Source organism: Paracnuella aquatica, assembly GCF_003332885.2.
Classification (GTDB): domain Bacteria; phylum Bacteroidota; class Bacteroidia; order Chitinophagales; family Chitinophagaceae; genus Flavisolibacter; species Flavisolibacter aquaticus.
On sequence record NZ_QOWJ01000007.1, the window covers coordinates 142695 to 162733 of the forward strand.

Consider the following 20039-nt stretch of genomic DNA (forward strand, 5'->3'; position numbering starts at 1 on the left):
TGTTCGAAATTCCTTGCTCGTCTGTTCGAAATTTCTACCCTGCCCATCCTTCGCGGTCGAGGCTGCGGTATTGAATGGCTTCGGCCAAGTGTTCGATTTTTATTTCATCGGTGCCGGCGAGGTCGGAAATGGTGCGGCTAACTTTTAGAATTCGGTCGTAGGCACGAGCCGAAAGATTGAGGCGTTCCATGGCGGTTTTCAGCAGCTTTTGGCCCACGGGGCTGATGGCGCAAATTTCCCGCAGTTGTTTGGCGCTCATTTGTGCGTTGCAATAAATGCCGGCTTGCCCTTTGTAGCGGCTGGCCTGCCGTTCGCGGGCTCCGATCACCCGGTCGCGGATGGAGGCGGAGGGCTCGCCGGAACTTTGCGCCGACAGCTCGCTGAACGCAACCGGCGTTACCTCCACGTGCAGGTCGATGCGGTCGAGCAACGGCCCGCTGATTTTGTTTAAATATTTCTGCACCGTGCCGGGCGGGCAAGTGCATTGCTTTTCTGGGTGGTTGTAATAGCCGCAAGGGCATGGGTTCATGGAGGCCACCAGCATAAACGAGGCGGGAAAATCCAGCGCCACTTTTGCGCGGGAAATGGTGACGCGGCGTTCTTCCATGGGCTGGCGCATTACCTCCAGCACAGTGCGTTTGAATTCGGGCAGCTCGTCGAGGAATAATACGCCGTTGTGTGCCAAAGAAATTTCGCCGGGCTGCGGCACACCGCCACCACCGACGAGGGCTACATCGGAAATAGTATGGTGCGGACTGCGAAACGGCCGCTTCGAAACAAGCGTTGCATTTTCGGGCAGCTTGCCTGCCACCGAATGTATTTTGGTTGTTTCCAGGGCTTCGTGCAGAGACAGGGGCGGCAAAATGGTGGGCAGCCTTTTGGCCAGCATGGTTTTGCCCGCTCCGGGCGGTCCAATCAGTATGGCATTGTGCCCACCTGCGGCGGCAATCTCCAGCGCCCGCTTGATGTTTTCCTGACCTTTTACATCGGAGAAATCAATTTCAAAGTCGTACTGCGCACTGAAAAATTCATCGCGGGTATCCACCTTCAGCGGCTGCAGGCTTTGCTCGCTGCTTTCAAAGAATTGCACCACATCGTTGAGGTGATCCACGCCATACACCTGCAGGTTGTTGACCATAGCCGCTTCACGGGCATTGGCTTTTGGAACCAGCAGTCCTTTGTACCCTTCCTTACGGGCCTGGATGGCAATGGGCAGGGCGCCTTTAATGGGCCGCACGGCACCGTCGAGGCTTAGTTCGCCCATGATCACGTAACCTGCCAACAATTCGGGATTGGCCAACTGGCCCGATGCGGCCAGTATGCCAGCAGCAATGGTAAGGTCGAATGCCGAGCCGCTTTTTTTGATATCGGCCGGCGCCATGTTTACCACAATGCGGGTACGGGGCATGTCGAAACCGTTGGTCTTCATGGCGCTTTCAATCCGCTGCAGGCTTTCCTTTACAGCGTTGTCGGGCAGGCCCACAATGAGGTAGCCAATATTCGTTTCCATCGAGTTTACTTCCACCGTAATGGTAATAGCCTCTACACCATACACGGCACTGCCAAAGGTTTTTACGAGCATACTCCTATTTCTGCGATGAAAATAGCAGAAAAAGGGTGAAGCGCATAAGCGTACCCGTAACGGCAAAGCTTTTGCAATATTTACCCAAAACAAGGAACCATGAAAAACGGATTTTCACTGATAACTGCCATGCTGGTGCTGATGGTAACGCTTAGCTCCTGCGAGGTGATTGGCGGTATTTTCAAGGCAGGATTCTGGACCGCCATTGTATTGATCGTACTGGTGATCGTTATCATTGTTTGGATATTGAACCGGGTAAGAAGAAGGTAATTTTTACGGCAGGCCGCCCGAAATATTTGCAGCGAAACCAACCGGTAAAACGGCCGGTCACAACACCGGGATAAGTGATGCAGTGTGGAAAAAAGGTGTTGCTGCTGCAGGTATTTCCGGCCCTGTTGCGCAGCGCTATTTCCACTGTGTTGCTTTGTTTTTCTATGTTTAAACCATACCATGCTGCATCCTTCCACCATTCAACTGCTGCGGTTTCATTTCTCGCTTTTTTTATTGCCGGTGTACCTGTTTGCACTCAGCGAAGTGCCTGAAGTGCACTGGCAGCAGGCGCTGCTGTTGGGCTTTGTGCTGCATGGGCTGGTGTACCCCGCCTCCAACGGCTACAACTCGTATATGGACCGCGATGAAACACCGATTGGTGGATTGAAAAACCCGCTGCAGCCCACGCGGCAATTGTTTTATACAACCCTTTTGCTCGATGCAATTGCGCTGCTGCTGGCTTTGTTGTTCCTGGGCTGGCAGACGGCGCTGGGTATATTGCTCTACATCGCCGCCTCACGGGCTTATAGCTACCGGGGCATCCGGCTAAAGCGGTATCCTTACCTCGGCTTTGCAGTTGTGTTCCTGTTCCAAGGCGCACTGGTCTATTTGATCACTTATAGCGTTGCCTCCGGGCAAGGATTGGCTAACGCCGGGCTGGTGGCGCCGATGCTGGCCAGTTTGCTCATTGGCGCCCTGTACCCGTTAACGCAAGTGTACCAGCACGAAGCAGACCTGAAGGATGGGGTTACCACCATCAGTTACCGGTTGGGCAAACGCGGTACATTTCTATTCAGTGGCGGCTTGTTTTTGCTGGCCGGGCTCCTGTTTTTTTTCTGGTACCAGCGGCAGGGGCGGCTGAACGATTTCTGGCTGTTTTTGTTACTCACAGGTCCGGTGGTACTGTTTTTTAGCTGGTGGATGCGGGCTGTGTGGCAAAACGAACAGTCGGCAGATTTCAGGAACAGCCTGCGCATGAACCTTGTGGCAACCGGATGTACCATCATTTTCTTTAGCACCCTTATTTACAAACATCATTTTGAGTAAAATAATTTCCATAGGTACCGCGGTGCCCGCTCATTGCCACCGCCAGGCCGACATTCTTCAATTCATGCAGGCGGTGTATGCGCCAGGCGAAGTGGAGCGCCGAAAGCTGCGCTTTTTGTACCAGCACTGCGGCATCGACCAGCGCTATTCGGTGATTGCCGATTACAGCCGGCCGGCCACCGATTGGACCTTTTACCCGCAAACGGAAAACCTGGAACCATTTCCCGGATTGGAGCAGCGCATGGACCTGTTCAATAAACATGCACCGGCACTTTCGGTGGATGCCATCCGGCAATGTTTGGAAGGCGTGCTGCACCACAACGATATTACACATCTGATTACTGTTACCTGCACCGGCCTCAGTGCACCGGGCCTCGATCTGCATGTAATGGAGTTGATGGACCTGCCTAAAAACATCATCCGCACTTCGGTAAATTTTATGGGTTGTTATGCAGCCATTCATGCATTAAAATTGGCCGATGCATTTTGTCGTGCCGATAGCGATAGCAAGGTGTTGATTGTTTGTACGGAGCTGTGTACGCTGCATTTTCAGCGCGAAGGCACGGTCGATAATATTGCTTCATCGTTGTTGTTTGCTGACGGCTCTGCGGCGGTACTAATGACGGGAAATGATCATGCCGCAGCAGGTTTGGAGCTTACCGATTTTTATTCGGAAGTGCTGCCTGGCGGCAAAAAGGACATGGCCTGGGAACTTTCCTCAACCGGCTTTTTGATGACGCTGAGCGGTTATGTGCCCGAGTTGATCGAAGGCGATTTTGGTGCTGTGATTGACCGCTGCCTGCAACGCAAAGGATTAGGCAAAGAATCCATCGGCCAATGGTGTATTCATCCTGGCGGCAAGCGGATACTGGAAGCCATTACCCGCAGTGCCGGCGTAACGGCTGAACAACTCGGCGCATCGTACAACGTGTTGCAACAATATGGCAATATGTCGTCGGCTACCATTTTGTTTGTTTTGCACCAATTGATGCAGCAACCCGAGGCCGGTAAACGGGTGTTTGGTGCTGCGTTTGGTCCGGGCCTTACTATGGAAACGTTTACTGCAAGCTATGCAGCCGCTTAAGGAAGCAAATAGATTATTCAACACTGTTTAGTTGAAAAATTAATACGCATTCATGCCCCGTTTCAACCACCGTTCACCCGAGTTGGAATTGCTCGATGCACCGCATATTCCGTTTGCCGACATACGGCAAAACATGCGGGAGCTTGATACCATCAATACCTTGCTGGGCGGGCACCGCATTACTTTAAAAGGGCTTTCTTTTTTGCTTCATGGCTGCAGTAAGGAGCAAACATATTCGCTATTGGAAATTGGTTGCGGTGATGGTAACAACCTGCGGGTGATTCGAAAATGGGCGGAACAAAACGGGTGGAAACTGCAACTGTCAGGAGTGGATTATAACGAAGCCTGCATGGCATATGCTGAAAGTTTGGCAAGCAATAGGGGCATTCAATTCTATTTTTCCGATTATCGCAATACACCGCTCGAAACAGAACCTCATTTTATTTTTTCGTCCCTGTTCTGCCATCATTTTAGCAATGAACAATTGGTGGAACAACTGTATTGGATGCAGCAAAATGCAACAGGCGGTTTTTTTATTAACGACTTGCACCGACATCCATTTGCCTACCACAGCATTCGAATACTCACGCAACTGTTTTCAAAAAGTTACCTGGTAAAAAACGATGCGCCGCTTTCGGTGCTTCGTGGTTTTTCCAAAAAGGAATGGCGTGCACTGTTACAACAGTCAGGTATAGCCGAAGCTGAGGTTAAATGGAAATGGGCGTTCCGTTGGTTGATTGTGTGGCAAAATAAAATGCTGCAGCAAAATCAGCATGCGGCAATACCTAAAACAACACAAATGCATGGCAACTGAAGGAGCAGCATATGATGTAGCCATTGTTGGTGGCGGGCTTGCGGGCCTGGCGCTTTCCATTCAGTTGGCTCGTGGTGGTTGGGGCGTGGTGTTGTGCGAAAAGGAAACCTACCCTTTACACCGCGTTTGCGGCGAATACATCAGTATGGAATCCTGGGATTTTTTGTGCCGGTTGGGCCTGCCCCTACCCGAATGGAACCTGCCGAAAATCAACACGCTGCAACTTACTGCGCCCAATGGAAAAATGTTGCAGTCAAAATTGCCATTGGGTGGCTTTGGCATCAGCCGGTATAAACTCGATGCAGCACTGGCGCAAATAGCTATAGCCGCCGGTGTGACCTTGCTGCAACAAACAAAAGTGGAAGCGATTGAAATGCAGCAGCATGGCGTTTTACTGGAAACAAAAAGTGCTGGCATTACCAACCATATTCATGCAAAGGTTGGCTGCGGCGCCTGGGGCAAACGCAGCAACATGGATGTGAAATGGAAGCGGCCGTTTACACAGGATGCGGGCACCCGCATATCCAATTGGGTGGGTATTAAATACCATGTGCATACCGAATGGCCTAAGCACTTGATCGCGCTACATAATTTTCACGATGGTTATTGTGGTATTTCTGCCATTGAAGATGGCAAACATTGTCTTTGCTATCTAACCCGTGCTGCCAACTTAAAGCAATACGGTCAATCGGTGGCAGCAATGGAAGGCGCGGTGCTGGCACGCAACCCGGCATTAGCCGGCATTTTACAACGCAGCCAGAAACTGCCCCATTTCCCGCTGGCTATTTCGCAGGTAAGTTTCCAACCCAAAAGCAGGGTAGAAGGCGGCGTGTTATTGTTGGGCGATGCGGCCGGTATGATAGCGCCACTGTGCGGCAATGGCATGAGCATGGCGCTGCATGCAAGCAAACTGGCTGCGGAGGCCATTGCGCCGTTTTTACAAGGAAAAATAAGCCGCACCGAAATGGAGCAAGGGTATACGCGACAATGGCAACAGCATTTCGCAGCCAGATTGCGGTTGGGCCGTGGCCTGCAAGGCTTGTTTGGATCGGAGTGGCGCAGCAATGCGCTGGTTGGGGTGATGCGTAATTTGCCTTTTGCCTCGAGGGCTATTATCCGGCAAACACATGGACAGCCATTTTAGGTTCATGCTGTTGTTTGGTTTCAGGCATGTCATTTGTCCTTTCCTTTGCAGACGCAAAATGTTGAATCAATGAGCAAAAAGAAAACACTGGTATTGGGCGCTTCTTCCAATCCATCACGATATAGTTACCTGGCTATAAAAAAATTGCAGGCACATGGGCACCCGGTAGTAGCAGTTGGCCGCCGAAAAGGCGAGGTGGGTGGTGTGGCCATTGAAGCCGAACCCGTGGAACAGGCCGACGTGGATACGGTTACGCTTTATTTAAACCCGGGCAACCAGGAGCCTTATTACGATTATATTTTCGGGCTCCAGCCAAAGCGCATCATTTTCAACCCGGGCACTGAAAATGAGGACCTGATGCAACAGGCAAAAAGCCGCGGCATAGAGCCGGTGGAAGGTTGTACGCTGGTGATGTTGAATACGGGGATGTATTGATATCTATACTTGTTTGAGCATCGTCGCTACAACATCATGCATCAGTTTAATAACTTGTTGTATCCAATAAACGCTTTTGTTTTTTCTAAAATCAATTGCATCAAATAGCATGAACCGTTATACAAAAACGTGCAGGCAAATGCTGCCTGCACGTTTTGTTTTTATCCAGTCAAACCGATGCGTCACAATTTTCAAGAAGGCCATGTTGCCATTTCACACCGCTAAATTTTTACTTAGTAAAATTCCGTTGCAGGCTTTGCGGATTTCTCCGATTTATTTTAAGTGCTTACTCTTAATTTAAGGAAAATGTAAAGCAGAAGCGGTGATAGTTAGCGCATAAATGAGGAAAATTGTACCACGTCCAAATCCAATAGCCCGAAAGGGCCAAACCTGAAGGCAGGCAACTGCTTTCAATAAGTCCAAATCCAATGAAACTCCTAACAAACTGCGCTATTTGCGCCTTGCTGCTTTTAGGCATTTCAATGCGGTCGTCGGCACAATTGCCCACCGCCAGCTCACCCGCTGCCAATCATTCGCAATCCCTATTATTTACCGGTCTGCCCGATTCTGTTTTGATCGAAGTACAGCAATTGCAATCCTTAATTAACCAAAAGCAGGATGCAGTTGCGCAGGTTCGATTCTCCCCTAATTTTTCCTTGCAAGGAAAAATTGTTTCTGCCGCACACAACCCCGATCAGCAATGGAGCAGCGTGGTGCTGAAATCGAGCAACCGCCTGGGTGCTGTGTTTACACTGTCGGGCATGCGTGAAAGCAATGGCACTACCGTTTACACCGGCCGCATTTTAAGCCGCATGCATGCCGATGCATATGAGCTGGTGCAAAGCGCTGGCCAGTATTATTTAGTAAAACGGGAGCACGGCGAGCTGGTAGAAGAATAACACCGCTGGTTAACTTGTTTTCGTTTGTCCGTGTCCGATAGTCCAATCCATCCCTTGTAAAATCTAAATCCGTCCAATCATGAAAAAACTGTACCTGTCTGTATGCCTGGTAATGCTGTGCATGCTACAAAGCTTTGGCCAGGTTCCGGTTTTCAACAGTTATCCTAAAGCCGCACCTGTTATTTTCCTCGATTTTGATGGCCATTATGTAACCGGCACTTCCTGGAACTGGAATGGTGCATTTACCTGCGGCCCTTCGGGCATGAAGAACACGCAGATAGAAGAAATTTTTCGCCGGGTAGCTGAAGATTATCGCCCGTTTAATATCAACGTTACAACCGACTCTACAAAATACTGGGCTGCACCTGCCAAAAGCAGGGCCCGCGTGGTGCTTACCGTTACCAACGAATGGTATGGCAGCGGCGCCGGCGGCGTGGCCAGCACCGGCTCTTTTTCGCGTGGCGACAACACGCCTTGTTTTGTATTTACCAAACTACTGGGTTACAATACAAAGAACGTTGCCGAAGCCGCTGCACACGAAGCAGGGCATACACTTGGCCTGCGCCACCAGGCGGTGTACAACGAAAGCTGTGTTCGTGTTAGCGATTACTATGCAGGCGAAGGCACCGGCGAGGCTAGCTGGGCGCCTATTATGGGCAACGGCTACAACCGCAATGTAACTACCTGGCATATGGGCACCAGCTCACGCAGCTGCACCAGCATCCAAAGCGACCTGGAGATGATCATCAACCCGATCAATGGCGTAAGCTATCGCACCGACGATCATGCTAATGAATTGACAACTGCAACTCCACTGACTTTTGTAGCCGATTCGCTGATAGCAGAAGGACTGATTGAGCAGCCTACTGACAATGATTATTTTGCGTTGAATGTTCAAAAAACAAGCTCGTTCCGCCTAGAAGCAAATCCGTACAGCATTGGTGCAAATAACTCGGGTGCCAACCTCAACGTGCGGGTTGCACTGGTAGATGCCAACCACAAGGAAGTTGCAAAATTTGAATCGGGCAGCAAGCTGAATAAGATCATTGATACCGTGCTAGTACCCGGCGATTATTACCTGAAAGTTGATGGCTCGGGCGGCCAGTATTTTACCGAATACGGTAGCTTAGGTAGCTACTCATTGAAAGGTACGCTGATGACTTCGATGATTTTGCCCCTGCGCCGCCTGGAACTGCAAGGCAGCACCAGCGGCAACAGTCACTTGCTGCGTTGGGAAATCGATGCCGATGAAACGGTAGTGACGCAGGAGCTTGAAGTTGCAACCGATGGCCGTACGTTTAAAACAGTACAGCAGGTGGAAGCAGAAGGCCGCAAATGGCAGGGCAACGGCCTCGATGCCGCGATGGTGCAATACCGTTTGCGGGTAAAGTTTGACAATGGCCGCGAACACCTGAGCAACACCATCACGTTGCGCGGCGCTGCCAACAACGTGGCCCGTCCGAAACTGGCTTCCACATTGATCACTGGTTCTTCGTTCAACATCACCAGCACCGAGCCTTTCCAATACCGCGTAACCGACATGGGCGGTAAAGTAATAGTGCGGGGCAACGGGCAGCATGGCACTACCACGGTGCAGGCTGGCCAACTGAGTGCAGGTATGTACCTGGTGCAGTTTAGCTGGGACGGCGGCACGTTTGTGGAAAAGCTGTTGAAAAAATAAAATTTATAACCCTTTCATAATCCGTGCTCTATTGGTAACACCGAGGTTTTCCTTAATTTAGGAAAACCTCTTTTTTTATGCGCTGGAGAAAATTCAACGGAGAGCCGATTGCGTTCCCCATTTACCAGGCAGTTGAAAGTGCCATCAAAAGGGAAGCGGCTGCGGGCTACCGCTTAAAGGTGTGCATCGGCACTGACTCGCAGGTAAAAGGATTGGAAACAGAGTTTGCCACTGTGATTGTTTTTTTACGCGAAGGTCATGGAGGCTTTATGTTCATCCACAACGACAAAACCACACACCAGTATTCTATCAAAGAGCGGATGCTGGTAGAAGTAGCTAAGAGTATAGAGATTGCATACGAACTATGCAATCTTTTTACTTTATACAATGTGGAGATGGAAGTGCACGCCGATATAAATACCAATCCCAACTTCAAAAGTAACGATGCCCTCAAGGAAGCAATGGGCTATATCCTGGGGATGGGCTTTGCGTTTAAAGCAAAACCCGAAGCCTTCGCCAGCAGCAGTTGCGCGAATAAGATGTGTAATTGAGTTGGGAGTTAGTAGTCGGGAGTTGACAGTCGGGAATCAATGGTGAATTGTTTTAGGCTAGTCTGTCATTGCGAGGCGCATGGGTGGCTCGTAGCCCTTCGTGCCTGATGCGCCGAAGCAATCTCCTGCTATCGTGAGCCACATTGCCGACGCAGATAAAGTAACTCAAATTACAGAAGGGGATTGCTTCGGCGCCGGAGTTTATACTTGCGTAAGCTATTGCCGCGCCTCGCAATGACGGCAATTGCGAGGCTTACTTCAAACTCTGAACTCCCGACTGTCAACTATCAACTCTCAACTGCCAACTGCCAACTGTCATCTTTCACCTACTTCCCCTTCTGCTTCCACCAGTCATCATTCATTGCCTGCACCAGGCTCAGCACTTTTTTACCACCGAGGTGTTTTTCTGCCGATGTCACAAAATAAATAGGCAGCTCTTCCCAGCTTTCTTTGAGCGCCTCCATAAAGCGCCGCACATTAGCGGCTACTTCCTTTTGGGTGCTTTTATCGGCCTTGGTAAAAATGATCGAAAACGGAACCTGCCAGGCGCCCATCTGGTTGATGAATTCCAGGTCGGCTTCCTGCGGTTCGTGTCGGCTATCCACCAGCACAAACAGGTTCACGAGGTTTTCGCGTTTGCGGATATAGCCTTCAATCATCTTCTCCCAGCTTTTCCGCTGCGACTGCGACACCTTGGCAAAACCATATCCCGGCAAATCCACCAGGTACCATTTTTTGCGGTCGCTGCCGGTCACATCAAAATGGTTGATCATCTGTGTTTTGCCCGGCGACCGGGAAACTTTTGCCAGCTCTTTTTTTTGCGTCAGCATGTTGATGATGGACGATTTGCCCACATTACTGCGGCCGATAAATGCATACTCCGGCCGGTCGGGTTGCGGGCACAGATCTACCGATGGACTGCTGATGAGGTAAGAAGCGGCTATGATTTCCATGGTGCAAATGTAACCGCAACCGGTGATTTGCAGGATTGTGTAAAGATTAGCGCAAGATTTTGCTTGCTGCTTAACAATGCGAACCGGGCAGGTTGCAAACTTTGAGTTGTAATATTTCGCTCAAACTTTAATCACCTGGTTGACCACAATGCTCACGATAGAGTGAGCCAAATCATTATTAATCCTTGTCAAATCCTGCGCATCACTGGTTACCTTTGCAGCCCTATGGCGCAGTTCCCACACGACCAGATCAAGCCGTTTTCCGAAACCGGCGGTAAGAAAGAGCAGGTGAGTGAAATGTTCAACCGCATTGCCGGCCGCTACGATTTTATGAACCGGTTTTTGAGTGCGGGCACCGATGTGGGTTGGCGCATCAAGGCCATTTCCCTGTTTAAAGCGGACAAACCCCAACACCTGCTGGATGTGGCCACCGGCACGGCCGATATGGCCATCCGCGCCGCAAGAATGCTGCAGCCCCAAAAAATTACCGGCATTGATATTTCGGAAGGCATGCTGGCCGTTGGCCGCAAAAAAGTGGCCGCAGAGAGTTTGGCAACTGAAATTGAATTGCTGGAAGGCGACAGCGAAGCGCTGCCTTTTGCCGATGCTACTTTTGATGGCGTGATGGTAGCTTTTGGTGTACGCAATTTTGAGCACCTCGACCAAGGTCTGCGCGAAATACACCGGGTGCTAAAGCCCGGTGCACAATTGGTGGTGCTCGAGTTCAGCAAGCCACGCATTCCGCTGGTGCAGCCATTGTACAATTTGTACATGAACTCCGTTGCGCCGTTTTTTGCGCAGCTCTTTACCAAAAACAAAAAGGCCTACCAATACCTCAACGAGTCGTCCAAAGCGTTCCCCGACCGCGAACATTTTGTATCTATCCTGAATGAAGCCGGCTTTCAACAAACAACTTTCAATCCGTTGAACTTTGGTATTTGCTGCATGTATAGTGGGCGGAAATAACCCAAAACGGAAAATGCTGTAATAAAAAAGGATGCCCCTCGGGGCATCCTAAACTATTGGCTACTTCAAAGGATGTTACTTGCCGTTGAGCAACTTGCCTGTAGTTCGATAGCTGCCTACCCGCATTTGGTAAATAAGGGTGGTACGCAGCGAATGAGGCACAGTGTAATTCACGGTTTGTGTTTTGCCTGCAAATACATGGCCCTGGAATATGGTCTGTACTTTTTGACCCAGCAGGTTGTACACTTCCAGCACACCCTGGCCAGATACCGGCGACTCGATCCTGAATTGAACCTGGTCGTGGTATGGGTTGGGGCTTGCTGTTACCTTCAGTGCTTCTATCTGCAGCTCAGGAATCAGCTTGTAGTTGGTCGTTTTGGTCAACGCTGCATTAACTGGCTGCGTGCAGAGGCAATTTGGATTAACATCTACAGTGGATGTGCGGTTGCCAGCTTTCACCTCTACCTTGATCGATAGGTTTGACTGATTTCCACTTAATGTGAATTCGAACACATCACAGCCGTTTTTCAGGCCTTCACCAACTGATTCATACTTAACACCATTCTGGTTTTTCTTAACCGGAGTTACAACTCTGTAGTTAATGTTTGGATCACCAGGATAATTGTAGTTCGAACCGTTGATCGGATTCAGTACGCGAATTCCGTTGTTGATGATAAACGCTACGTAGGAAATTGCGTTGGGACAGTTGTTGGCGCAAATCCTGAACCGGAACGTAGTACTGTTGGAAGCTGCATTGTACGTTCTGTTGTCCAAGAATACGCTGTAGCAATCAACTGTTGGCGGAATAGTCCAGGTCACTGTTTTGGACTTGGTTACTGAATTTCCACAATCGTCAACCGCAGTCCAGGTTTTCGTTTGCGAACGTTCGCAGCCATTTATCGCAATATTGGACAAACCGGATGTCAGTGCCACACTCTGATCACAGTTGTCAGATGCAACAGCAGTACCAAAAGCAGCATTGATTTGGGCTTGAGTTGGACTGCAGCCAAGCGTCGGAATGTAGTTGGAAATAGTGATGACAGGGTTTATGTTGTCTCTTACGGTGATGGTCTGCACCTGGTTTGCTGCAGGATTGCCGCATGGATCGGACAAGCTCCAAGTCCTTGTAATCACATAGCCACAAGTTGCCGGTGTAGTTACATCAGAATATGTTGCCTGTAAATTACCACCACAATTATCCGATTCATTGGTTACATCACCAGTGATAGAAGGATCAGCATTGTAAGTGCAACTTCCATTGGTGTAAATCGTGATATTGGCTGGTTTGGTGAAGGTCGGCGCCACATCATCGGTTACGGTGATGCTTTGGCTTACCTGCGTGCTGTTGTTGCAACCATCGGTGATGGTGTAGGTGCGGGTAAAGGACTTGGCACAGGTGCCGCTTGGTGTACCATCGGAGCTGGAAACAGAGAGGTTGCCATTGCAGTTGTCGCTGATGGTCAGTCCTGCTGCGGTCAGTTGTGCGATGGTGGTCATGGCAGCCGGTGCTGCTGCAACGCTGCAACCCGATACGCTGATGGGCGACAGGGTTCCTGTTACGCTTGGGTCCACATCATCTACAATTTTGAAATATCTGGTGCAGGTTACCGATTGCTCCCCACCATCTAATCTTTGGTTATTGTTTAAATCATCAAACAAAGTATAAGTCCTTGTTACCGATATCCCGTTCGGGCAAAGATTACCCGTCGCAACATCTTCAGCGGTCATAACCAATGCGCCACAAGGATTTTGCGTGATATTTTGGAAAATAGAACTTGGGTTGGTTAATGCGGCAGGTAAATCACTCGTACTGCAGCCCGAGACAGTTGTAACCGTATTATTGGCAATGCAGGTAGCACTAAGGGAACAACAAGGCGTTACAAAAAAGTTACTGATGCTGGTGGTTTTGCTCTGGCCTGTACCAGAAGCTACCACAGACAAGCTTGCAGTATAAGATTGGCCACTGGCATAGGAATGAGTAAAGGTTGTTGAGGTATTTACTGTATTGGTAGTAGCATCAACAATACCATCATTTTCATAATCAATGCTGTAAATGTAGGGCGCCTTGCCACCAGTGGCAGTTGCAGTGAAAGTAATAGAACGGTTATTTCCTGTGCAACTTCCTTCTTGTTTTGATAAACCAATTACCAATGGTGGTTCAATATCAATATCAGGATCACCTGACTGCACTTGATCGCGGCATTTAGACGTGGTGCCAGGGCAATATTTAGGCCTTACGGTCTGGGTGCATTGATTATCATTTTGCGAGTAAGCTATGTACATGTTCGTTAAGCTAAATCGGTCGCCACATGTAAAGCTGATAGGTTCGCTAATTCTAATGACGTTGTCATCTGATTTGGCCAGGGTGCCAGAAAAGCAATCAGAAATCACTCCCGGTTGCACTTCTCCATTGATCTTAAGGTTTGCAGAAAAGAATAATCCTTGTCTGCCTGCATCAGAACTTACCCTTAAATAAATATAGGCTGTAGCCGGCTGACCCAGCACACAATTTATTGGGGTAGTGGGAGTTTCGCCTGCAAGAAAAGCACTACCTATTTTTACATCGTTCGCAGTGCAAACCAGCTTTCCACTGTTGTTACAATCGGTTGGTAAGTTTGGATTGTCAGTTTGGGCAATTATGACGTCGTTGTTTAGTAAGATCATGAGCACCAAAACGATACCTCTCAATATTTTGGGGCAATGGGACATCGTTTGGTGCAGGAAACTGCAGCCAGTTATGTTATTGGTAAATATTCGCATTTTTCAAGTATTTGACGGTGTCGTGAAGAAGTACATGAATCCACCATCTATTAAAGTGATGTTGGAGGCCTTTGGAGGAATAGCAGTTTAATCGTCAAGGTGGGGCATGGGCGTTTAATTGCTGGACGGCATATGCGGTTATGGGCATCCGAACGATTGCTGTTGGGGATAACAGGTTAGCCACCATAATGTGTGCTTTAAGAAAAGGTATACGCACAAGCAGAGCGTACCGTCTGCTATGTTGCATTTCAATAATTAGCGTGTTCGGTTATCCAAACAAAGAATGAGTGTATAGGAAAGGGGAGTTAGATTTCTTAGGTAGGATAATAGATGAGACTATATAAATCGTTAGTTGTAAGCTGACGTTTTGGTAAAATGATTATAAGTCCTAATGTAAAACCATTATTCTGCCATTGCAAGACATCTGTTAACGTTTGTTAACATTTATTTGCCGATAATATGTTATGTTTTATCAATGTGAATTCTAAGCGCAATTAATTACGCAGTGTTATCGTTAATTGGAGAGTTTTTTGCAGGCTCAAAAGCCGCCAAAATCATTTAGCCCATTTAACCGTGTTTATGTTGCATACCCAGAAAGCCCTGCTTTTAATCCGTTTTTTGTTGGTTGGTTTCCTACTATCGGCACTTCAGCCCGTTCATGCCCAGCGGCCGCTCAACCTGAGCGACCACGACAACAAGCCTTATTATTTTGGTATCACACTTTCCACCAACCTGTCGCGGTTTCAAAGCGAGCTGCACCCACGGTTTCTGAACCAGGACAGCATCCTGGTGGCCGAACCCATGAATGGCGGCGGCTTTGCGCTGGGGTTGCTGGGTACTTTGAAACTCACCAACCGCTTCGAGGCACGTTTTAACCCGCAGCTGGCTTTTTTGGATCGCGGTGTGCACTACAAACTGCGTTATGCCGATTTTGACCAAAAAACAGAACGTGACCAAAAAGTGGAATCGGTGCTGGTAACGCTGCCGCTGCAACTAAAGTTCAATTCCGACCGCATCGGTAATTTTCGGGTGTACCTAGTAGGTGGCGGCAAGGTAGATTATGACCTGGCCTCCAATGCCCGTGCCCGCAAGGCCGACGATATTTTGAAACTCGACAAAGCCGATTACGGCCTGGAAGGCGGCGTTGGCTTTAATTTTTATTTCCCGTCCTTTATTTTTTCGCCGGAGATCAAGATCAGCAACGGCATCCGCAACATACATGCCCGTAACCCCGGGTTACAATACTCTAATGTGCTCGATAAAATGCAAAGCCGCATGATCATGTTTTCCATCCACCTGGAAGGATAAGGTAAGTAAGTTAAAAGGCAAAGGTCAAAACCCATAGGTTGATCAGGATTACTCCTGTCACTTTTAGGTTTTGACCTTTGCCTTTTGAATTAGTAGCCGCACTTAATAGTCCACCTCAAAATCATCAAACACCGCCTTGGTGCCTTGCGGCCCGCGGGCAGCTACGCCAATGCGCAGGGCCCGGTCCCAGGGTGGCAGGTGGCTGCCGCTAACCGGCTGGTTGTTGATCGGTGTAAACGAACGGCCGTTAGTGCTGTAGCCAAACACAAAGCTGTTGCCGCCGGTGCAGGTTACCTGCAAGTGCACTTTTTTGCCTCCACGTAGTGCCGTAGAAGTCAGCGTGCTGTCGCGGCCGTTGCGCAGGCTTACCAGTTTGATGCTGTCGTTTGTATAATACAAGGTCAGCGTGTTGCGTTCGTCGCCCAGCACCGCCAGCCCGGCCGCAGCGTTGCCTTTGCGGGGCCGCACCACCACCGAAGCTATGTAGCTGCCGCTCAATGTTTTTTGCCCGGCAAAATGCCCCGACGCCGTGGGCAGCGCATTCAGGTGTAGTTCGCCACTGCTCAGGGCAAACGAAGGTTTTTGAAAAACATTCCACTCCCAATAGTGGGGCAAAGCGTTGCCACGAAAGCGGTCTTCCCGGTCGCTCACCTGGCGCACCAAGTTGCCTTCATCCTGTACAAATTCAACCCAACCATCTGGCGTAAACCTGAACTCCTGCAGCAATCCTTCGCGGCCGGTAAAAACCGTCGATGCCGTATTGTATCCATGATATAAAAAGTAGTATTTGCCATCCCGTTCCACCGGTGTGCCATGGCCGGGGCAGCGCCATTGATCGGTATGTGTGAGTATAGGATTGCGGCTAAATTTTTCCCAGGGGCCCATCAGGTCTTTGGCGCGGGCCACACCTGATGCATAAGTGCAGCCGGTGCCGCAGCAACCGGCAGCGGCATAAAAAGCATAGAAGTAATCGCCGTGGCGCATAATGGCCACGCCTTCCACCAGGTTGGCTTCCCATGGCGCCTCATTGCGAAACAATTCCCTTTTTTCGCCCAGCACCGCAGTCCGCTCTTCATTCATTTCCTGAATCCAGATGGGTGTGGGCTTGCCCACGCTATTGCCGTCTTCCTTCCAAATCATGTGCAGCTTTCCCGCTTTGTCGCGCATAGGAAAGGCATCAATCGATCCGGCGGGTTCGCAAATCAGCGGGCCGTGGTCGCGGTACGGACCTTCGGGCCGGTCGGCGCTGGCAACGGCCACGCACAAGTTTCCGTCCTTTTTATGTGCCGAATAATACACGTACACTTTACCGTTGTCGTACGAAATTTCGGGCGCCCAAAAATAATAGTCGGCCCAGGCGGGCGGCTCTTTAAATACGTGGCCTACAGTGGTCCAGTCGGTCAGGTTGTTTGAACTGAGGAGCGGGAAAATGGGCGTCCAGTTTGAAGACGTAGCAGAGGCCCAATAAGTGTCGCCGATCTTTACCACCGAAGGGTCTGGGTGGTCACCGGGCATTACCAGTTTTTGAGCAAAAGCCGTTTGTACGCAGGCAAATAATAGAACGAACAGGATTCTGATCATGGGCATATTCAATGTTTAAAATAGAGGCATGCAAGTATGTTCCAGGTAAAATTTTAGCGGCGAAAAATCTGAACTTTTTTTCGAAGGAAATAGCATTTACAATGAAGTGGTGATGGTGCTTTAGCCTGCTGCTATTCACCCGACGGCCTTTTTAATTTGGTGGCAATGTTTACCGGTTCGCCAAAATTGGGTGTACCATCCGCATTCCACGAAAAGCGCTGCATGCGGGGACTGCGGCGATCGGCGCAGCCGAGGCCTGGCTGCGGGTTGGCGTGGTAAATGATCCAGTCTTCTTTTCCATCCGGCGATTTGAAAAAGCCGTTGTGGCCGGGACCGTAAGCACCGTGTTCGGGTTTTTGCACTAACACAGGCTGCGCCGATTTGGTCCAGTCTTCGGCCTTCATTGGATCACCGCCTTCTTTCAAAGTCATCAGGCCCAGCTTGTAATCATCGGTCCAGCACCCCGATGCGGAGAATATCAGAAACACCTTTCCGGTAGGGCCTTTCAAAATTTCCGGTCCTTCATTTACCGCAGGCGTGCCTACTTTTTCCCAATCGTAAGTGGGCGAAGAAATAAGCACCCGTGTAGAGGCGAGTGTGTAGGGCGTAGCCATCTGGGCAATGTACAGCCGCTGGGTGTTGTCGGTAGCGGTTTGGTGCCCGCTCCACACCAAGTATTTTTTACCGCTATGTTCCAACACCGTAGCATCTATGGCAAAAAAATCAGCCGTCGGATCGGCCAGTTTTCCGCGGTCTTCCCATTTGCCCGCAAAAGGGTCGGGCGATGTATTTTCCAGCACAAAAGTGCGCTGTGTAGCCAGGTCGGGCGAAGCGCCGGCCGTGTAATACGCATACCATTTACCATCGAGGTAATGCAGCTCGGGTGCCCAAATGTTTTGTGAATTGGGCCCGGTGGCTGGTTTGCTCCAAATTACCTGGTTGGTGGCTTTGCCCAGCTCCGACATGGCCGTGGTGCGCCATACCCTGATGCGGTCGCCGGTGGTATGTGTGTAATAGTAATAACTGTCTTTTTGCGCCACCCACGGATCGGGGCCTGCGGGCAGCAGCGGGTTCGAAAAAAGCGAGTCTTTTACCACCGGGTTGGGAACGTAGGGGTCGGGCGTATTGGCCGCTTTTTGTTTCGAACAGGCCACCGCCATTGCCAGCAGCAGCACATAGCCAAAGCTTTTTTCCATGATGTACAACATCGTCAGGTTCATTGGTGTTTGTTGGCAAAATGGTGCGGGCCGGTGCAGTACCGCAACCCCAATTTTTTGACAAAAAAATGCAGCTTATACTGCCTGGCAACCGCTTATTGCAGGGCAGCAGGAAGGTAAAGCAGAATAACAGGAATGAAAAAAAGAAGATGCACCAGCGCATCTTGGGTGGTGCATCTTCGCAGCTATGGCTGATTAAAAGCCTGGGTTCTGTGTTATGTTTGGATTGATGTCCACATCCCTTGTGGGAATGGGTAAAAACAGGTCGCGTGGAAATTGGAAATTGGCAAAGCTTGGGTCGCGGGCTACCAGCACTGCCGGTGCATTGGTGGAGAGGTAACCAAATCGAACCAGGTCGGGCCAGCGCCAGCCTTCGCCGGTAAGTTCGGTCAGGCGTTCGTGTTCGATCTGGCTGCGGAAAGCATCTTTACCTAAACCCGGGCGGGCCGCTGTAAGCGTTGCCAGGCCTGCACGCTGGCGCACCCGGTCCACATACTGATAAGCGTCGCCGGTACGGCCCACTTCATTCAGCACCTCGGCATACATCAGCAGCACATCGGCATAGCGGATGTAGCGCCAGTTGTTTTTGGAGCGAAAGCCTTCGTTGTTTTTCCAATGATCGTTCAGGAATTTTCGAAAAAACACGCCTTCTTTATTCAGGCCGCCCACATTGTTCCAAACCTGTCCATAGAGCTGCGTAAAATTGGGTCCCCGCACATCGGTCGAATCATACAAAAATGTGGCTTCCAGCCGTGGGTCACGGGCACCGGTAGTTGTTTTTTCGCGGTGAAAAACGCTGACGATCCAGCGACGTGCTTCAATATCCTGGTAACCCACCGGCTTGGGCGCCACAAATTGCGCCAGCGAAGAGCCGTAGTTCTGGTTCGGATCCTGCAGGTCATCGTCGTGGGTTTCGGTAGTATTTTCTTCAAACTGCCATTCAAAAACCGATTCGCGGTTATTCTCGGTCGTTACCAAAAAGTTGTCGCGGTAACTGGGCATCAGGCTGTACACGTTTCGGCCTTCGCCCTCCACCAGCCACTGCAGTGCGGTTAGTGCTTCGTTCCAAAGCTTTTGCTGCATATACACTTTTGCCAACAGCGCATAAGCAGCACCTTTTGTAGCACGGCCCACTTCCGATGCCGGGTAGGTGGCCGGCAACACCGTAGCAGCCTCGTTCAGGTCGGTGGCTATTTGTGCAAACACCTCGGCCTGCGTGGCTTGCGGTGGCAGCGCACCGGCTGTGGATGGCTCCAGTAAAAAAGGCACATTTCCATAGAGTATTGCCAGGTGGAAATAATACAGGCTGCGCAGGAATTTAGCCTCAGCAATCACCCGCTGTTTCATGGTTTCGTCCATGTTGATTTTAGGCACATTCACAATCACCTGGTTGGCCCTGAAAATGCCCTGGTAATTATCCTGGTATACATCGGCTGTAAAAAACCAGTTGTAGTCGGTGATGTTGAATTTATCCAGCGCATTGGCCAGTTCAAAGAAAGGAGAGGTGCTGTAGCCCACATCGCCACGGGCCAGCAAAAACATGGGCATGTAGCGGGAGATGGCACCACGATGCAGCACGCTGTAAACAGCATTTACACCCAAAACCGCATCGCCGGAATTTTGCCAGAAATTTTCAATGGTGGGCGCATTGGGGTTGGGTATGTCCAGCTTTTTCTGGCATCCCGCAACACTCAGCGCCGTTATAATGAATAAGATCAATAATTTTTTCATGATGCTCTTTTTGCTT

17 protein-coding genes are annotated in these 20039 nt (G+C 50.0%); 11 read left to right on the forward strand and 6 right to left on the reverse strand.

Annotation, left to right across the window (positions count from 1 at the left end; genetic code table 11):
• Nucleotides 1-34: 34 nt before the first annotated feature.
• On the reverse strand, nt 35-1582 hold the full coding sequence (locus DRJ53_RS11975; protein ID WP_114235868.1) for a YifB family Mg chelatase-like AAA ATPase: 1548 nt from the start codon (nt 1580-1582) through the stop codon (nt 35-37).
• A gap of 99 nt (nt 1583-1681) precedes the next feature.
• Between DRJ53_RS11975 and DRJ53_RS21480 the strand changes: the two genes are divergently transcribed.
• The 9 genes from DRJ53_RS21480 (at nt 1682) to DRJ53_RS12020 (ending at nt 9507) form a co-directional block, all read left to right on the forward strand.
• Nucleotides 1682-1852 (forward strand): hypothetical protein, encoded by a 171-nt coding sequence (locus DRJ53_RS21480; RefSeq protein ID WP_165929552.1) that lies wholly within the window; start codon nt 1682-1684, stop codon nt 1850-1852.
• Between the two features lie 180 nt (nt 1853-2032).
• Entirely contained in the window at nt 2033-2899 is an 867-nt protein-coding gene (locus DRJ53_RS11980) for a UbiA family prenyltransferase (RefSeq protein ID WP_114235869.1), read from the forward strand.
• Nucleotides 2892-3983, forward strand: a complete 1092-nt coding sequence (locus tag DRJ53_RS11985) for a type III polyketide synthase (RefSeq protein ID WP_114235870.1) — start codon at nt 2892-2894, stop codon at nt 3981-3983. Before DRJ53_RS11980 ends, DRJ53_RS11985 begins: the two co-directional genes overlap by 8 nt.
• 52 nt (nt 3984-4035) lie before the next feature.
• Nucleotides 4036-4797 (forward strand): methyltransferase domain-containing protein, encoded by a 762-nt coding sequence (locus DRJ53_RS11990; RefSeq protein ID WP_114235871.1) that lies wholly within the window; start codon nt 4036-4038, stop codon nt 4795-4797.
• On the forward strand, nt 4787-5941 hold the full coding sequence (locus tag DRJ53_RS11995; protein ID WP_114235955.1) for an NAD(P)/FAD-dependent oxidoreductase: 1155 nt from the start codon (nt 4787-4789) through the stop codon (nt 5939-5941). Before DRJ53_RS11990 ends, DRJ53_RS11995 begins: the two co-directional genes overlap by 11 nt.
• A gap of 69 nt (nt 5942-6010) precedes the next feature.
• Nucleotides 6011-6376, forward strand: a complete 366-nt coding sequence (locus DRJ53_RS12000; protein ID WP_114235872.1) for a CoA-binding protein — start codon at nt 6011-6013, stop codon at nt 6374-6376.
• 428 nt (nt 6377-6804) lie between these two features.
• Complete coding sequence (locus tag DRJ53_RS12010; RefSeq protein ID WP_123893535.1) at nt 6805-7275, forward strand: hypothetical protein; 471 nt, start codon at nt 6805-6807, stop codon at nt 7273-7275.
• Between the two features lie 79 nt (nt 7276-7354).
• On the forward strand, nt 7355-8956 hold the full coding sequence (locus DRJ53_RS12015; RefSeq protein ID WP_114235875.1) for a T9SS type A sorting domain-containing protein: 1602 nt from the start codon (nt 7355-7357) through the stop codon (nt 8954-8956).
• A 77-nt stretch (nt 8957-9033) separates the two neighbouring features.
• Entirely contained in the window at nt 9034-9507 is a 474-nt protein-coding gene (locus DRJ53_RS12020; protein ID WP_114235876.1) for a ribonuclease H-like YkuK family protein, read from the forward strand.
• Nucleotides 9508-9833: 326 nt separating this feature from the next.
• Here DRJ53_RS12020 and yihA read toward each other — a convergent pair whose 3' ends face one another.
• Nucleotides 9834-10460, reverse strand: coding sequence for a ribosome biogenesis GTP-binding protein YihA/YsxC (gene yihA / locus DRJ53_RS12025; protein WP_114235877.1), 627 nt, complete (start codon nt 10458-10460; stop codon nt 9834-9836).
• A gap of 225 nt (nt 10461-10685) precedes the next feature.
• Between yihA and ubiE the strand changes: the two genes are divergently transcribed.
• Nucleotides 10686-11426, forward strand: coding sequence for a bifunctional demethylmenaquinone methyltransferase/2-methoxy-6-polyprenyl-1,4-benzoquinol methylase UbiE (ubiE, locus tag DRJ53_RS12030; protein WP_114235878.1), 741 nt, complete (start codon nt 10686-10688; stop codon nt 11424-11426).
• 75 nt (nt 11427-11501) lie between these two features.
• On the opposite strand, the gene DRJ53_RS21130 is transcribed toward ubiE, so the two are convergent.
• Nucleotides 11502-14186: an HYR-like domain-containing protein gene (locus tag DRJ53_RS21130; protein ID WP_123893536.1), complete on the reverse strand. Its 2685-nt coding sequence runs from the start codon at nt 14184-14186 to the stop codon at nt 11502-11504.
• Between the two features lie 579 nt (nt 14187-14765).
• Between DRJ53_RS21130 and porT the strand changes: the two genes are divergently transcribed.
• Nucleotides 14766-15494, forward strand: coding sequence for a type IX secretion/gliding motility protein PorT/SprT (gene porT, locus DRJ53_RS12050; RefSeq protein WP_114235882.1), 729 nt, complete (start codon nt 14766-14768; stop codon nt 15492-15494).
• A 102-nt stretch (nt 15495-15596) separates the two neighbouring features.
• On the opposite strand, the gene DRJ53_RS12055 is transcribed toward porT, so the two are convergent.
• The 3 genes from DRJ53_RS12055 to DRJ53_RS12070 all read right to left on the reverse strand — a co-directional run bounded on the left by DRJ53_RS12055 (nt 15597) and on the right by DRJ53_RS12070 (nt 20023).
• Nucleotides 15597-17081: a family 43 glycosylhydrolase gene (locus DRJ53_RS12055; RefSeq protein WP_206609767.1), complete on the reverse strand. Its 1485-nt coding sequence runs from the start codon at nt 17079-17081 to the stop codon at nt 15597-15599.
• Between the two features lie 125 nt (nt 17082-17206).
• A complete protein-coding gene (locus DRJ53_RS12060) occupies nt 17207-18295 on the reverse strand; it encodes a glycoside hydrolase family 43 protein (RefSeq protein WP_206609768.1) in 1089 nt (362 codons plus the stop codon).
• 192 nt (nt 18296-18487) lie between these two features.
• Nucleotides 18488-20023, reverse strand: coding sequence for a RagB/SusD family nutrient uptake outer membrane protein (locus DRJ53_RS12070; protein ID WP_114235885.1), 1536 nt, complete (start codon nt 20021-20023; stop codon nt 18488-18490).
• Between the last annotated feature and the right edge of the window lie 16 nt (nt 20024-20039).

Coding starts and splice junctions, on each gene's coding strand:
- DRJ53_RS11975 (WP_114235868.1), bottom strand. CDS start 1,582: ATGCTCGTAAAAACCTTTGGCAGTGCCGTGTATGGTGTAGAGGCTATT.
- porT (WP_114235882.1), top strand. CDS start 14,766: ATGTTGCATACCCAGAAAGCCCTGCTTTTAATCCGTTTTTTGTTGGTT.
- DRJ53_RS11980 (WP_114235869.1), top strand. CDS start 2,033: ATGCTGCATCCTTCCACCATTCAACTGCTGCGGTTTCATTTCTCGCTT.
- DRJ53_RS21130 (WP_123893536.1), bottom strand. CDS start 14,186: ATGCGAATATTTACCAATAACATAACTGGCTGCAGTTTCCTGCACCAA.
- DRJ53_RS12060 (WP_206609768.1), bottom strand. CDS start 18,295: ATGAACCTGACGATGTTGTACATCATGGAAAAAAGCTTTGGCTATGTG.
- DRJ53_RS11990 (WP_114235871.1), top strand. CDS start 4,036: ATGCCCCGTTTCAACCACCGTTCACCCGAGTTGGAATTGCTCGATGCA.
- DRJ53_RS12000 (WP_114235872.1), top strand. CDS start 6,011: ATGAGCAAAAAGAAAACACTGGTATTGGGCGCTTCTTCCAATCCATCA.
- DRJ53_RS12015 (WP_114235875.1), top strand. CDS start 7,355: ATGAAAAAACTGTACCTGTCTGTATGCCTGGTAATGCTGTGCATGCTA.
- DRJ53_RS12020 (WP_114235876.1), top strand. CDS start 9,034: ATGCGCTGGAGAAAATTCAACGGAGAGCCGATTGCGTTCCCCATTTAC.
- ubiE (WP_114235878.1), top strand. CDS start 10,686: ATGGCGCAGTTCCCACACGACCAGATCAAGCCGTTTTCCGAAACCGGC.
- DRJ53_RS12070 (WP_114235885.1), bottom strand. CDS start 20,023: ATGAAAAAATTATTGATCTTATTCATTATAACGGCGCTGAGTGTTGCG.
- yihA (WP_114235877.1), bottom strand. CDS start 10,460: ATGGAAATCATAGCCGCTTCTTACCTCATCAGCAGTCCATCGGTAGAT.
- DRJ53_RS12055 (WP_206609767.1), bottom strand. CDS start 17,081: ATGCCCATGATCAGAATCCTGTTCGTTCTATTATTTGCCTGCGTACAA.
- DRJ53_RS21480 (WP_165929552.1), top strand. CDS start 1,682: ATGAAAAACGGATTTTCACTGATAACTGCCATGCTGGTGCTGATGGTA.
- DRJ53_RS11995 (WP_114235955.1), top strand. CDS start 4,787: ATGGCAACTGAAGGAGCAGCATATGATGTAGCCATTGTTGGTGGCGGG.
- DRJ53_RS12010 (WP_123893535.1), top strand. CDS start 6,805: ATGAAACTCCTAACAAACTGCGCTATTTGCGCCTTGCTGCTTTTAGGC.